The organism is Phycisphaerae bacterium (genome assembly GCA_018003015.1).
Classification (GTDB): Bacteria; Planctomycetota; Phycisphaerae; order UBA1845; family PWPN01; genus JAGNEZ01.
Map to the genome: position 1 here is coordinate 38584 of JAGNEZ010000046.1, position 14844 is coordinate 53427.

Sequence of the window (14844 nt, forward strand, 5' to 3'; positions counted from 1 at the left end):
GACCTGTGGCGAGCTCGGCGTCGAGCGGCCGGTGAAGGAGGGCAGCGATCCGGTGTTCCCAATGCCCCTGTTGAAGGAGATCGACGGGGGCGACGAATTGGCGCTCGGAAGCGATCGGAGAATACTGGTCGGGGCACTGGATCTAGCTGAGCTCATCGTTGCCCCGTCGCGCCCGCCGGAAGGGCTCGCGGAAGAGGCTCGAGGGCCGAACATCCTGGGGATCGAGGTGACTCCGCCGGATCCGCTGCCTCGGGAGAAGGTACTTGGTGAAGGTGCGGCAACGGAAGGTGTTGAACGCGTGATCGCCGGAGCGGGTGAAGGGGAACGGCCGGAGAACGACGGGGCTGCGGACCTGCTTGGTGCGGAGATTCGCGGCGAGGCGACGCGGGCGGTTGCCGAGCCTGAAGATCGGTTGATGGATCGAGGTGCCGGTGCTGCGCTCCGACTGATCTGAGGGGCGGCGCCCCTGGAGGGCGATCTGGAGGCCGCGATGGAGTCCGGAGTGAGAGTCGCCAACAGGGCGATGACCCCCAGGCACGTCAGGCGTCGGATAGCGGAAAACATGGTCGGCGTCCTTCTCCGCGTGGGGCAGGTGAATTGTGCCGCCTGGCGAGAATCACCGTCCCAAGCTGGATGCTACGAGAAACGTACCCCGGCCACAAGGAACGTTAGGAGTTGTCAACGCATGGCCGGAGAGGGATCCTCTATGCACGATCAGACACGCGATTCGGTCGATCGTTAGTCTGGAATCGCGGGTTGGCGGGGCGGGGAGGGGGTAAATGCCCCATTTAGCGACGGGTCAGGATTTCGATCAGCAGGCGGATTGTCCCCTGGGCGAACTCGAGGCTGGCGTGGCTGGGGATGTTCAGCGGGCGGACCATGGCGAAGCCGACGGCCGCATGGATGATCTGCCAAGCGAGCCACTCGGCGGGCACGTCGGAGCGAATCAGTCCGGTCTTCTGAGCCTCGGCCATGACGGAGGCAAGGGACTTGACGTAGCGGTCGTAATGATCGCGAATGGCCTGCTGGATGGCGGGCTCGGAGGTCTCGGTGGAAGCGTGGAACAGGAGTCGGTAGACGCCGGCGGTGCGCGGGTCGAAGGTGGCCGGGTTCTGGTACATGAGGACCTGGAGTTTCTCCAGCGGGCTCTTGGCATTGCGGGTGGCCTTCTGCCAGTTGTCGAACACTTCGTCGGCGACCTTCTCGATGAGGGCAATGAACAGATCGTGCTTGGTTTTGAAGTGGCGGTAGATGATTGGCTCGGAGATACCGGCCTTGGCGGCGATCATGGCCGTCGTGGTGCCGCGGTAGCCGTGTTCTGCGAAGCATCTGGCTGCGGAGTCGAGCAACTGCCTGCGCCGGTCGGCGGCTTTCATGCGGTGGCCGTTGGCTTTTCGAGGGCGAAGTGTCGAGGCACGGTTCACGGCTTTCGCGGGGGCGGCTCGTCGCGATCGGGGAACATGCTCAGGTCTGTGGGTAGTCACTGGGTTTTCTGATTGAAGTAGGCATTGATGTTCGTGGTCTGCCGCTCCAGGAGATGGATCAATTCGAGGGAAGGCATGAGCGACACTTCGATCCTGCCCTTCTCACAGGTCATGACGATCCGCGACTTGTTAGCCAAGTACAGGCTGATGGCAGCGCCGTGTGCGATGACGAGTTTCTCGCGGCATTGGCGGGCATACTCTCGGTCGCCCGGGTCGGAGAACAAGTAGTACAGGCCGGCCTTGTCGAGTTCGGCTGCCTCTGCGGGCAGGAGGCCCAAGTGGTCGATGCGGCTCTGGAACGCGGCCTGGGCCTCGCGTGCCGGGCGCAGGCGGACCAAGACGGTGGTCCGGTCTCGCGACCACATGACCAGCAGGCAGAGCGGGACAGCGGTGACTACCAGCACCAACAGCATGCCCAGGACCTGGCGGCGGCGTTGCCGGACGCGATCGGGCGGCAGAGGGTGCTCCAGCCGTTCGGTTGTTGCCAGCCATGGCGGAGTGGAAGGCCCATGTAGGCTTGCCTCCTGGGACCCGAGGGGGCGCCGACCGGCGTTCTCCCTGGTCTTGGGGACTGAGGTCGAGGAGTCTCCGACGAAGGCCATCAACCTTATTCTACCGCGCTTTGAAGAGACCCGGCAAGCGAGATAGGCCGCAGATTCGGGCGGGTTCCGGCGGTTCTTGGGGGGAACGTCCCTTTAACTCGGTGGAACACCGTGGTGAGGGTGGTTTGACGACCTGGGCCATGGTGTTTATATTGAACACAAATGAACACGAGGCGATTGGGCGAGCTGGGTGGCAGGTTGGGGCCTGGAGGGGCGCGGATCCGGGATGCGATGCGCGCCGGGTTGCGGTTTCTCGATGGCGAGTCGCCGGCCGGGCTTTGCCGGCGCGTGGGCTCCGTGATCGAGGAGGTGCCGGTCGTTCAGCCGATCGACAGGTCGGCCCTGCAGGACTCCTACGGCGGAGACAAGAGCAGCCTGTCCGACGATTTCCTTACCGGACGGGGGGTATTCTACCTCACCGAGCAGCGGCGGCTGTACCTGGACTGTACCGCGGGGCACTACCAGATGCTCTTCGGCTACAACCAGCCGGAGTTGCTCGCGGCGGTCGAGGAGGCGGTCGAGGCCGGCATTGTCTGGGATAACCACGCGGACATTCCCCAGGTGCCGGTGAAGTGGCTGGCTCATCGTCTGGTCGCCGTGGCCAACGCAGCGGAGGAGCGTGAACGGCTGGATACCGTGCTGCTCGGCATCTGTACGGGATCGGTCGCATGCGAAGCGGCCCTGAAGATTCAGCTATGTTGCTGGGAGCGGCGTAACGCCGCGACGGCCACACCTGCGTTGATCGTCCTTGACGGTCATTATCACGGTACGGACATGGTGCCGCAGTACATGAGGGGCATGTGGAAGCGCTACATTCGCAACCTGGAGATTGTGACGGTTGAGCCGAACGACCCGGACCAGTTGGAGGGGGTCTTTCGGGCGTATGGCTCGCGGGTGGCCGCGTTATGGGCGGAGCCGATCCTGATGAACCGCGAGGCGCTCGCCCTCGAGCCGACCTACCTTCAGCTGGCCCGCCGTTGGTGCAGCGAGACCGGGGCGCTGATGTGTGTCGACGAGATCCAGACCGGCTTCTGGCAGCCTGAGGTTTTTGCCTATCGGTCGCTCGGTTTCACGCCTGACATGGTCATAGTGGGCAAAGGCATGACCGCGGGGTTCCACCCCTTGGCGGCGGTGATCTACAGGAGCCGCAACGATGTGCTCAAGCAGTATGATGCGATCAACACCAACGGCAGTGCCCCGCTGGCCAGCTACGTAGGGTTGCGTTGCCTGGAGATGATTGCTGCCGACGCTCCCCGTTTTGCGGCGGTCGGAGACCGGTTCATGGCCGGCCTCAGAGCGTTGGTGAGCCGCCGTGGCGACGTGATGGCGGAGGTCCGCGGCAAGCGGCACTTGGCCGGCATCAAGTTCAAGCGTGCCCAGGAGGCGATAGACTTCCATCGCCGAGCGTTGGCCGGCGGGCTCTGGACCCGCGTTCATGCCTCGCGTCCCGGGCACAGCACGGTTCTCATGAAGCTGGCCCTGCCGGCGGACGATGTGATCGTGGACTACCTGCTCGGCAGGCTGGAAGACCTGCTCCCATGAATGCCTCGTCGCGTCAGAGTCAGGTGATCGAGATGCTGACCACTCGTGGCGAGTGCTCGGTGGGCTTTCTGGCCCGGCGGCTGCAGGTCAGCGGGATGACGATCCGTCGCGATCTGCGGGGACTGGCGGCGGCGGGGCGGGTGGTTCGCACCCATGGGGGGGCTACTCTCGCGCAGCGGATTTCATTCGAGTTCCAGTTTCTGAATCGCGCCCATCGGCATCAGGAGGCCAAGCTGGCGATTGCCGCTGTGGCGGCCGAACTGGTGCATGACGGCGACTCAGTCATCATCGATTCGGGAACCACGACCCTGGCCTTGGCGACACGCCTCAAGGAGAGGAAGGACCTCACGGTCATCACCACCTCCCTGCCGATCGTGTCCGAACTGCAGTTCTGCTCGAACGTGCAGGTCCTGCTGCTCGGCGGCCTGCTTCGTCACGGCACCCCTGATTTGGTGGGAACGTTGACCGAGACCAATCTGGAGCATCTTCGGGCGGATGTTGCCTTCCTTGGAGCGGATGCGGTCGACAGCCAGGGTCATGCGTACATCGATTCGATTGAAGTTGGCCGAATACTGACCAGGATGGCCGCCTCGGCCCAGCGAACCTACGCTGTAGCCGACAGCTCCAAGCTGGGGCGGACCGCCCTGATGCATTTTGGAGACGCCGGGAGTTGGGAGGGACTCATCACCGACGAGGGCATTCAGAGGAATCTGGCCACGGACCTCAGGCGGGCTGGAGTGCGGGTCATCAAGGCCGGCAACGGGAGAGACAGGACGAGATAGCGGTCTTCGCCGGTCGTGGCAGCTCGCGGTTGGACCGGCCCGAGCCTCGGTCGATGACCGACCTCAGCGAGGTCCGGCACGTGTTGCACCGCGCGTGGCCGTCCCCGCGAGACGGGGCCCCGCACACTGGTGCCGCGCCAGTCCGAGCCTCCGTCGGTGCCAGCGGTTGACGCATCGCCCCAGAATGGGTGGAACCAGAGACCATGGTGGTGTCCGCACCAGCGTTGAGCTGAACTTCATCGAAGCTGACCGGCGAATCCACGCCTTCTTCCTTCTCCATGGTCGATTCTCAAGTTGAGGCTGGTCGATTCAGGCCTACAGGTTGCCGCGCCGGTCGGATATGATTTCCCCATGCTCAAAACCACAGTCTATCCCACGTTGCTCTTCACCATCCTTGCCGCAGCCCCCCTGCCGGCCGCCGTTTCGCAATTGGCCCCGGCCGAGCCGGTCGTCGAGCAGACGCTGGAACTCGGGCCGGTGTGGTCCGGGCATCCGGTGGCGTTCTGCCTGCTCACTCATGAGGGTCGCCAGTATACCGCCTACTACGACGATCAGCGGCAGATGACCGTGGCCGCGCGGCGGTTGACCGAAAAGGAGTGGAGCTACACCCGGCTGCCTGAGACGATTAAGTGGGACAGCCACAACTACGTGACCATGGCGGTCGACGCGACCGGTCATCTGCACCTTTCGGGCAACATGCACTGCGTTCCGCTGGTGTACTTCCGCACGGAGAAGCCCGGCGACATCCAGACCTTCAGGCGGATTGCCGGGATGGTGGGCAGCGAGGAGAAGCGGGCCACCTATCCGCGGTTCCTCAAAGGATCCAAGGGCGAACTGATCTTCACCTATCGCGACGGCGGCAGCGGCAACGGCAACCAGATCTTTAATGTGTATGATCCGCGAATGCGAACCTGGCGGCGGCTCCTGGATACGCCGCTGACCGATGGTGAGGGTCAGATGAACGCGTATCTGGATCTGATCCAGCGCGACCGAAGGGGGGTGTTTCACCTCTGCTGGATCTGGCGCGATACGCCGGACTGTGCCACCAATCATGACATCTGCTACGCTCGCAGCCGCGATCTCGTCCACTGGGAGCAGAGCGACGGTACGCCGCTGAAGCTGCCGATCATGCTCAGAGCGGCCGAAATCGTCGATCCCGTGCCTGCGGGCGGCGGGGCCCTCAACGGCAACGTCCGGCTCGGCTTCGATGCCGAGGACCGGCCGGTCATCAGTTTCTACAAGTTCGACGAGAAGGGCATTACCCAGACTTACAACGCTCGCAAGGAAAGCGGCCGTTGGCAGGCTTTCCAGGTGAGCGAATGGGATTACCGCTACGTTTTCAGCGGGGGCGGCTCGATTGGCTCCGAGATCCGCATCGGCCCGGTGAAGGCCGAGCCCGACGGTCGGCTGGTCCAGACGTTCCAGCACTCCAAGGCCGGCTCCGGCCGATGGGTCTTGGAGTCGGAGACCCTCAAGCGGATTGCCACCCTGCCGGCCGTGCCCAAGGCAGGGGCTGCGTTATCCCGGGTGGAGTCGAGGGATTCGGGTATGTCCATTCGTTGGGCGGATGATGAAGGTCGGTCTGGTGAGCCCGGCGTGGGCTACATGCTGCGATGGGAGACTTTGCCCGCCAATCGCGACAGAGCCAGGGAAGGGCCGCCGCCGGCGCCGACGATGTTGAGGCTGGTGAAGGTGCGGGAGGTGGAATGAGGAAGGCGTGACGGGGAGGGCGGGGCTTCGACGCTGACTTCTGAAAGCCTGCGTCAACACCTCATTTCAGACCAGTGACACGCCCTTGCTCTTGCCGTTGCCGGCGGCTCGGCCCCAGCCCTTGCCGGCGGCCCAATCGAAGAGCATGAGCACGCGTTCCCGGGTGAGGGGAGGCAGTTCGATGCCGCGTTCGGTCATAAGCCGGCGGGTGTTAGTGGTGTCGAAGTGTGGGGTGTGTACCACGCGGGGCGTCAAGAGGTGATACTGGTCCCAGAGCATCGATTCGGCCTGGGTGCACTTGCCGACGACCTCGTTCGGGTCGGTGAAGTAGCCGCCGTACAGGCCGTAGTAGTCCTCGTAACATCGCTTCATGAAGTCGTTGGTCGGTGGCTCGGGGTTGGTCAGGTGGTAGATCCTGCCGTGGTACTGAGGGGCGAGGATGACCTCGGCGATGATCCGGGAGACAAAGTCGACGGTAATGAGGTTCTGCACATCATCGGGTTTGCCGGGGACGCGGAGGGGGATGAAAGTGCGGGCTCCATTGTTGGGGTTGAAGTACCGCTGCTTGAGCACACCGACCAGCCGGGCGAACTGGTAGAAGCCGCCGAACTGGGTCGTATAGCCGGTTTCGGAGTCGCCGACCAGGAAGCTCGGTCGGAAGACGGTGAGGGTCCGGCCGTTCTGTTCGCCCCACTGTTTGAAGAGGATCTCCGCCTGCCACTTGGTTCGTTCATAGTCGGTCTGGAATTCGGGCTCGGGTTCGTGGAACTGTTCCAGGATGACGCCGGTGTTCCATCCGCAGGTGTAGGCGGTACTGACCGTGTGGATGCGGCGGACGCTGTGGGCTTCCGCCCAGCGAACGATGGCTTCGGCGCCGCCCACGTTGGTCTTATGCGGGTCGCCGTTGCCGTTGGAGAAGAGCTGGAGGCTGGCGGCGTTATGGAGGATGTCGTCGGTTGGTCCCCAGTAAGGTTCGGGCAACCTGTCGGGGAGCGAGCCCTCGACGAGCACGAGTCGGTCCTGTTCGATGAGCGGGCCCGCGTCCAGGCCGACTTCTGCGAGCAGGGCCAGGAGGCGCCCGGAACTGTCGGCCAGCGGGGCACGAATGACGGCTACCACCCGATGGCCTCGGGTCAGCAAGTCGCGGAGGACGTAGTGTCCGAGGAAACCGGTGCTCCCGGTCATGAGCGTAGTACGTGGATGCTCGGCTCTCATGCTCAAGGCGCGTCCAACTCCGAACACATGGGGAAGCCCACACCCCACAGAGGGCCCCCTACGCGGGGTGCCGGGCCAATCTAGCAATCTTAACCGAAGGTCAGCGACACGCCAACCTTTCAGTGGGGTCCTGGAAACGGAGGCCCCGTCAAGTACAAGTCACTCCGAATGATGTAGCTCGCGGTCTGGCGGATTCGGAACAGCCGGTCCCGACTCCAACGCAGGGCGGCGAAGTGCTCGCTGTCCCGACTCCGGGCCAGGAGCGTGTCCTCGCTGACGTTCTCGTGCCACCAAGCCCGGAAGCGATCCGGTGGGGCGACGATGACCGGGCAGCCCTGTCGGCGAGCGATTGGTTTGATGACCGTGGCGATCGCATGCCGGGCCGCTGTCTGGATTTCTCTGTTATCGGAGACTGAGCCCGCAAAGACGAGATCGGCGGCCTGGGTTTGCCCAGCCTCGATCAGCCGGATGGCTGCCTCGATGTCCGCCGGGCTCGTGACCTGGGCGGTCAGTGGCGTGGCGGGTGGCGGGCCGCCGGGCCCCCAGAAGCGCACCCGGGCCGCGGCACACTCGGTGGTACCCAGGTAGAAGGTGAACCGGTCACTGGCCAAAGGTTGGTGGAAGCGGAACTTGAGTTGCCAGACGCCCTGTTCGTCGGCCTGGGCGATGGTCACCTGGAAGTGCTCGGTCTTGAAGGTCTGGCCACGCTGGAATCGGCCGTGGTCGGTCATGCCCTCGATCAGGAATCGGCCGAGTGCTCCGCTGAAGTAGGCTCGCTCCTCGACGGTCAGGGTGAAGGTGTGGGGGTCAAGTTGCTCCAACCGGCAGGGGCGGTCCATCCGCAGCAGGTCTGGGCAATAGGTCAGAGCGTGGCAGAGGAACGGGCTTGATGGGCCCTGGTCGAGGAGATCCGGCCGAAAGGAGGGCCCAACGGTTCCCAGGTAGTCGGCGGCCGCACCGCGCTGGAGTCCGTCCTTACCCCAGGCATGCTGGAGGTGGAGACGGGCGTAGATGTTGGTGAATGGCAGGTTGAGGAAGAAGAGGTCGGTGGCGGTCTTGGGCGGCGGGTCGTTGAGGACGTACTGGACGGTGCTTCTCTCGGCGGCCAGGTGCGAGTACCACATCGGCCGGTAGATGGGCATGTAGATGGTCGTCGCGATGAGGAACCAGATGGCCACCCCTTTGCTCCACCTTGTGACCCTGCTGGAAGGAGCCTCCTGGCGGAGCGCTGGGCCGAGGATCATACCCACCGCGAAGCCGATGCTGGGCATGTAGCCGACGTAGGGTGTGGCCACGACCTGGACGACCGGCAACAGCGAGAGCAGGATCCACAACGGCCAGATCCACCAGCCGCGGGTCCGACGGCAGGCGAGGTAGTAGCCACTGCCGAGGATGCCCAAGATCGCCAGCATGAGGGCACAGTCGCCGGGCACCTCGGTGAACGGGTTGTAGCGTCCGCTGGGGCCGATGGTCATGGGTGAGAGCCAGACGGCCGCGGTAAAGAAGTGCAGCAGTTTGGCCAGCAGCCACAGGCCGTACTCAAGGGTGTCCCCGTCCAACCGGCGAACGTAGAAGTCCGGCATGGGGTGATAGTAGAGGACCATCCGCCCATACAGGAATGCGATGCCGAGCAGAGCCATGGCCGTGTAGCCGGGCAGCCGGGCCCGCACGTGGTGCCGTCCGCCGAAGCACAGGTCGAACGCCACGCAGAAGACCGGCAGGACGATGGCGTTCTCGCGCGAGAGCAGGCCGAGGCACCAGAGGAGAATGGTGGCGGCGAGGAAACCGCGGTGCAATGGCGGGCGTGCGGGTGAGCGATCGGGGTCGCTGGGCACGCACCGACCGTAGTGTTTTGGTCTGCTTCCACCGAAGACATCGAGGCCCGAGGCCTTGATGTAGCACAGCAAGGCGGCCAAGGTGAGGGAGGTTTGCAGCACGATGTTCTGGGCGGCCAGCCAGGCGACGGCGAACACGTTGTGCGAGTAGACGATGAACAGGAGTGCCCCGACCACGGCCCAGGATCGCCGGCGAGTGGTCCAGAGGCACAAGCGATGAACCATGAAGGCGTTGGCCAGATGGAGAACGAGGCTGATCGCATGCCATGCCTTGACGCTCCCACCGGAAAGCTGGTATACGGTTTTGGCCACGAGGATGGCGAAGGGGCGAAGGTACTGCCAGAAGATCGGCTTTTCTTGCCACCAGGAGTCGATGAACTCGTCCGGTTTGATCGTGGCCGCGTCGAGCAGGGCGGCCGGTGACCAGTTGTGGTCGGCCAAGCGTAGCCGGTGCAGGTGATCGTCCAGATAGAGTCCGTCGAAGAGGGACCAGCCGTGGGCGGCCAGCGTGGCCGCGGTGAGGATGAGGATAACGAGCAGGTTGTAGGTGAACGTGGACATACCTCTCGCCGCAGGGCCGGGCAGGCAGCTTGTGCTAGGTTGGGAGGGAAGGTCGGAAGACATGCTCAACGGTTGGACTCAGCCTCGGTACGTTGCGGCGTTCAACACGGCCGGCGCTGCAGGGCATAGTGTACCTCTCGGTACGGCCGGCCGCAACGGCGGAGATCGGGGCGGAGTATTGGGCGTAAAGGTCTCGCGATCGGGTTTGTTCTTGGCCGCCCTGGCCTTGGTCGTGGCTGGCTCGGGCTGTTTTGCCGAGAAGTCGTTTCCGCTTGATTCGGCGAAGGTGGTCCGTATGACCGGCTCGGCGGGTTTGAATCCGGGGGCGGCCCCCCCCCTGTCAACCCGCGCATGGCTGGCGCGGTGCCATGGGCGTCTTGAAGGCCTGCTGACCCGACGGGGGCGACGTGTATTGCTGACCGAGCGGATGACCGATGCGAGCGGTCTGCCGGTGGACGTCTATGCCGCCCTGGGCAAGCGGCGCTCGGACCTGGGTCTCATTCTGAGGAACTTCAACGCCCTGGTGCATTCCTACCAGGCGGCTGCGCCCGGGTACGCGATCGACAACCCGGCGGCGCCATGGCCGGGCTTCGAGGACCGATGGATTCCCGTGACGGACGGGGTGCGATTGTGCGGGCGGTTGGGTTTCGCGGAGCGGAACGGGCAGATCAGGACCGCAGACTGCATTGTGCTGCTGCCGGGGATCTGGGGCGACAATGGCGTGGTCCGAACCCGCGATCTGGCGATGGGCTTGCGGGCCTGCGGTTTCCACGTCCTGGCCCTGGAGATCCGCGGGCACGGTCAGACCGAGGCCCGGTACCCGGAGGTCAGCTACACGTTCGGCGTGCTCGAGACGCTTGACCTGCTGAAGGTGTCGGAGTGGCTGCAAGACACGTACCCCCAGGTCCGGCGCACGGGTCTGATCGGCTTCTGCTGGGGGGGCAACATCGCCCTGCTGGCCGCCTGGTACGAGGGGTGTGGTGGACATCATCCGAGCATTACCGACGAGATGTCTCGCCGCCTTGATCCGGTGGCGCCGCGGGCCCATTTCGAGGCCGGGGTCATCACCTTCTCGACGGTGCTGGATTGGGAGCGGATCGTGGACGAGGCTGATCGCCCGCACAGCAAATGGCTTTCTCTTTCCCTGTATGCGATGCAGACGGTCATGGCCGATCGGATGCGTATGAAAGAGCATCCCGAGGTCAACGGCAACCTGCGCCGGCTGATTGCCTATGAGTATGCCGAGTCGCCGCTGAGTTCGGGAATGCCGATTGTGGACGGATATCGTTTTCTGCGTTTCGTGCCGCATTGCGACCTGCCGTGGGACGACAAACTGTCCTCGGTCCGTGTACCGACACTGATTGTCCACGCGATCAACGATCCGTTCACCATGGCCCAGAGCGTGGCCGACGTGATGGCCACGACGGACAATCCGAACGTGGCGGCCCTAATCCTTCGCGGCGGGGGGCATATCGGGTTCTTTCCGTACAACAGGGACTACGCGTGGAGCCTGATTGTCAGTTTCTTTGATCCGGAGACGGGGGCGGCGGCGAATCATCAACGCCTTGCTGAGGTGAGAGTGCTGCGGACCCCGTGAGGAAGGACACGAGCATTGGGTTGGCGACGTCGAACTCCGTGGGGGCGAGTTCACGATGTCGCGGGGTGTTCGCGGATCTGGTGTCGTAGGATTCGTCCGCCTAGAATCGCGGCCGCACTGAGCCGCTGGGCTTTCGTTCGCCGACCTCAAGGAGGTTCACTCGCATGTCGTTGGATCACCTGCTCCCGAGCCGCCACGGGAAGATTTCGTGCGTTTGCGGACTCAGCCTGGCCCTGGCGTGTTTCGGGCCGGTGCGTGCCGCCGATCCGAGGCCTGACTGGCCGGCCACATGGCTTCAGGCATGGGCGGATCCGCCTGCCGAGTTGCGCCCTCTACAGATCATCCACGGGCCGTCGGCCCAGATGGCGAGCCTCGAGGGGATGAAACGGGTGCAGCAGTCCGGGCTGGGCGGCATCGTCTGCAATGTCAACTTCAACCGGTACATGAACTCGGAGCCGCACTGGAAGACATTGATCGACACGGTCGAGGCCTGCCGCAAGCTGGGCATGGTGGTCTGGCTGTACGACGAGGACGGTTACCCCAGCGCGGCCGCCGGCGGGCTGGTGCTCAAGAGAAACGCTGACTGGGAATCGCTTGCCCTAGCCTATGATCCCACCGGCGCGGAGCCGTTCATTGTACGGCGGTCGTACGAGCATACCCACGCCTCGAACAACTTCTACGCGGCCCGGCGGTATCCCAATCTGCTCGACGCGGATGCGATGCGCTGCTTCATCGATTTGACCCACGAGGCGTACTACGCACGACTCGAAGCCTACTTCGGCAAGACCATTCGGGCAACATTCACTGATGAGCCGTCGCTTATGACGGTCAACCTCGGCCAGTTGGGCGAGCAGGTTCGCAAGAAGGTCCGCGTGGTCGACCCGATGGACGAGCGCGTCAAGCCGCTGCCCTCGGTTCCGTGGGCGAGCGATTTGCCGGATCAGTACCGCGAATGCTACAACGAAGACCTGATGGCGGCCAGAAAGAGCCTGTTTGAGGGTGACAGCGACGCGGATCGCCGGGTCCGGCGACAATACTGGGCGATGATCGCGGACCTGCTGGCCGACCGGTTTTACGGGCCGATCCAGGATTGGTGCGGCAAGCACGGAATAGCCTCCTCCGGACACATTCTCCACGAAGAGCAGCTGGTGGCTCATCCCGCCCTAGAAGGCAACAGTCTGAAGATGCTCGGGCGGATGGACATTCCCGGCTTGGACATGCTGAGTTCCGATCCGACCACTGTGCTCCATGGCGGCTGGCTGACGGCTTCGCTGCCTTCGTCGGCGGCTTGGCTACACGGACGCCGGAAGGTCATGACCGAGGTGAGTGATTTTGCGCAGACACTGGGGGGCGGCAAGCCGGTTCCTTTGGCGGGCCGACAGGCAACGGCCGCATGGCAGGCGGCGTTGGGCGTGACCGAGTTCACGCTCTACTATGGAACACTGGGAGCGATTGTGGCGGATCACGCGCCGGAGCAGGACCAGGCGGACTACCGTGCGTACTGCGAGTATGTGGGCCGGCTTAACGCCTTGCTTCGCGAGGCCGAGCCGACCGTGCGTGTGGCCCTCTACTACCCCATCTCCGATCTGTGGGCCGAATACAAGCCAGTTGCTCAGCCAATCAAGATCGAGGCGCAGTCTCCACGCATGCAGAAGATCGTCGGTTCGTTCGGTGAGTTGGGCCGGCGGATGCTGACCTCGCAGATTGGCTTCGTGCTGGCCGATCACGAGCTGCTGGCCGGCGCGGAGGTGCGAAACGGCAGTATGGTCATAGGTGGTCAGAAGATCCAGGCGCTGGTTCTACCCGAGGACGTCGCCCTGCCCTCGGCGGCCGCGGCCGTGGTGGAGGCATTCGCCAAGACTGGCGGCCTGGTCATGGAAGGCGGCGCCTCCCCACGACCGTTCCAGATGACTCGTCTGCAGGAGTTGTACCGGGACGGCCGGCTTGACCCGCCTTCCACGCAAATCGTCGTGGGCCGATTCGAACGCGAGGGGCGGAGGATTCTGCTTGTGGCCAACGCCGGCCACGAGGCATATCAGGGAGCCGTTCGTCTGGGAGAATCGGTTGGGGGGTGGTTGGCCGATGCGGATCGGGGTCGGGTCGATGTGGCAGCTGAAGTCAGCGGGGGTCAGTATCGCATCGCGTTGCCGGCTCACAGCTCGCGTTTTCTGATCGTCGGCGGACGCCGGTGACGGATCGTCCAACCCCACGCTTTGCCCCCAGTTCTCCCATCGCTGGTGGCTGTATCCCCTTGAACAGTCTTGGGTTATGATTGGCTGTGTGCTCCAGGCTCCCGGCATGTCTTCGTTTCCCTGGTCGAAAGCCAGGAGCAGCAGGGCGGTGCCTGCGTAAAGACCTGTAAAGAGACGGCTTCTTCCTTGATTCGAGGGAATTAGTCCTATATAGATGGCAATAGAAGTCTCAGAGGTAGGTGTTTTCAATTCGGCCATCATCTCCCTGCCGAAGGAGTCTGCGGCATTCTCTGGAGGTTGTGGTACACGCACGTAAGCAGGCCAATCATGAGACTGGAGAAGTGGCTCTGTATGTGTTGTTGCCTGGTGGTAGTCTCCGCCCTGGGCGTCAGTACGGCCAGGGGAGACAGCGGGCTGTATGCCAGCACGCTGGACGACACCTTGGCCTCGATGCGGAGTTCGTGTGGCGTGTATGCGACGGCCAACCCGCCGGTGGTGACCGCCACAGGCGCGGTCGAACCCACTCGTTGTCCGGTTGTGGAAACGAAGTGTCCGACGGCGGAGACCCAGTGTCCCACGTTGAACACGATCTGTCCGACGGCCTCAGGTTGACCTGGACCTGACCGTGGTCATCGTGTAGAACGATTAGGGGGGCGGTCCGCACAAGACCGTCCCCCCTTTTTGTGAATGCGTGGGGCGAGTGTGTGGTCTGTCTCGCGCCGGTGATAGAAGCGAACGCGCATGATTCCAAGACCTCGTGACAACGCTGCTTCGTGGGCCGAACCTGGGCACGGATTGGTGCCGGTCGCGACGGCGGGTCTGGCGGCTGCGTGGCTGGCGGCTGGCTCGACGGGCCTACTAGCTCACCCGCTGCGCCACGTGTTGACCTGGATCCTGCTGGGAGCGGCAGTGGCGTGGGCCTGGCCCCTTCGGGGCGGAACGGCGGCGAGATGCGTGCTCGCGGCGGCGGCCGTCATTCTGGCAGCAGCCCTGAGCTGCTCTTTGCTGGGCTGGGTGAACGTCTTGGTCGCGGCGGTGGTGCTGGCCTTACTGGCTGCGGGGCGTCTGGAGCATGACCGACGAGTTATCCTGTCGGTGGCGGCGGCCGTGACACTCTTCGCCGTGTACCGGCTAGCCATGCATGGGATCGCCCCGGTGTGGCTGGCGGTGGATTGGGTCGGGTGCAGCCTGGGGCAGCTAGTACTACAACGCTAAGAAAGCTCAAGAAACCTCATGCGACCAGCCGATGGGTAGTTCGAGTGGAACTCGAACACAGGAGGCCCTGGGCATGGACGCCGACACGATTCTCCGGATAAGGCCGGCA

The 14844-nt window shown here is 63.9% G+C and carries 12 protein-coding genes; 8 read left to right on the top strand and 4 right to left on the bottom strand.

What is annotated here, in order from left to right; translation table 11 throughout:
* Positions 1–52: 52 nt before the first annotated feature.
* Entirely contained in the window at positions 53–454 is a 402-nt protein-coding gene (locus KA354_17780; GenBank protein MBP7936493.1) for a hypothetical protein, read from the top strand.
* A 334-nt stretch (positions 455–788) separates the two neighbouring features.
* Here KA354_17780 and KA354_17785 read toward each other — a convergent pair whose 3' ends face one another.
* Positions 789–1376: a TetR/AcrR family transcriptional regulator gene (locus KA354_17785; protein MBP7936494.1), complete on the bottom strand. Its 588-nt coding sequence runs from the start codon at positions 1374–1376 to the stop codon at positions 789–791.
* Between the two features lie 104 nt (positions 1377–1480).
* Entirely contained in the window at positions 1481–1897 is a 417-nt protein-coding gene (locus KA354_17790; protein MBP7936495.1) for a hypothetical protein, read from the bottom strand.
* Between the two features lie 351 nt (positions 1898–2248).
* Between KA354_17790 and KA354_17795 the strand changes: the two genes are divergently transcribed.
* The 3 genes from KA354_17795 (at position 2249) to KA354_17805 (ending at position 6120) form a co-directional block, all read left to right on the top strand.
* Positions 2249–3628, top strand: a complete 1380-nt coding sequence (locus tag KA354_17795; GenBank protein MBP7936496.1) for an aminotransferase class III-fold pyridoxal phosphate-dependent enzyme — start codon at positions 2249–2251, stop codon at positions 3626–3628.
* Entirely contained in the window at positions 3625–4410 is a 786-nt protein-coding gene (locus KA354_17800; GenBank protein MBP7936497.1) for a DeoR/GlpR transcriptional regulator, read from the top strand. The genes KA354_17795 and KA354_17800 overlap by 4 nt, the downstream gene beginning before the upstream one ends.
* A gap of 351 nt (positions 4411–4761) precedes the next feature.
* Positions 4762–6120, top strand: a complete 1359-nt coding sequence (locus KA354_17805; protein ID MBP7936498.1) for a BNR repeat-containing protein — start codon at positions 4762–4764, stop codon at positions 6118–6120.
* A gap of 66 nt (positions 6121–6186) precedes the next feature.
* On the opposite strand, the gene KA354_17810 is transcribed toward KA354_17805, so the two are convergent.
* Entirely contained in the window at positions 6187–7335 is a 1149-nt protein-coding gene (locus KA354_17810) for an SDR family oxidoreductase (protein ID MBP7936499.1), read from the bottom strand.
* A gap of 119 nt (positions 7336–7454) precedes the next feature.
* Positions 7455–9731 carry a hypothetical protein gene (locus tag KA354_17815; GenBank protein ID MBP7936500.1) on the bottom strand — a complete coding sequence of 759 codons (2277 nt, stop codon included), beginning with the start codon at positions 9729–9731 and terminating at the stop codon, positions 7455–7457.
* Between the two features lie 61 nt (positions 9732–9792).
* Here KA354_17815 and KA354_17820 point away from each other — a divergent pair, with 61 nt between their 5' ends.
* The 4 genes from KA354_17820 to KA354_17835 all read left to right on the top strand — a co-directional run bounded on the left by KA354_17820 (position 9793) and on the right by KA354_17835 (position 14735).
* Positions 9793–11328 (top strand): alpha/beta fold hydrolase, encoded by a 1536-nt coding sequence (locus tag KA354_17820; GenBank protein MBP7936501.1) that lies wholly within the window; start codon positions 9793–9795, stop codon positions 11326–11328.
* Between the two features lie 164 nt (positions 11329–11492).
* Positions 11493–13520, top strand: coding sequence for a hypothetical protein (locus KA354_17825; protein ID MBP7936502.1), 2028 nt, complete (start codon positions 11493–11495; stop codon positions 13518–13520).
* 327 nt (positions 13521–13847) lie between these two features.
* Positions 13848–14132, top strand: coding sequence for a hypothetical protein (locus KA354_17830; protein MBP7936503.1), 285 nt, complete (start codon positions 13848–13850; stop codon positions 14130–14132).
* 129 nt (positions 14133–14261) lie between these two features.
* The gene (locus tag KA354_17835; GenBank protein MBP7936504.1) at positions 14262–14735 is read left to right on the top strand and encodes a hypothetical protein; all 474 of its coding nucleotides are present in this window, start codon (positions 14262–14264) and stop codon (positions 14733–14735) included.
* The last annotated feature ends 109 nt before the right edge of the window (positions 14736–14844 follow it).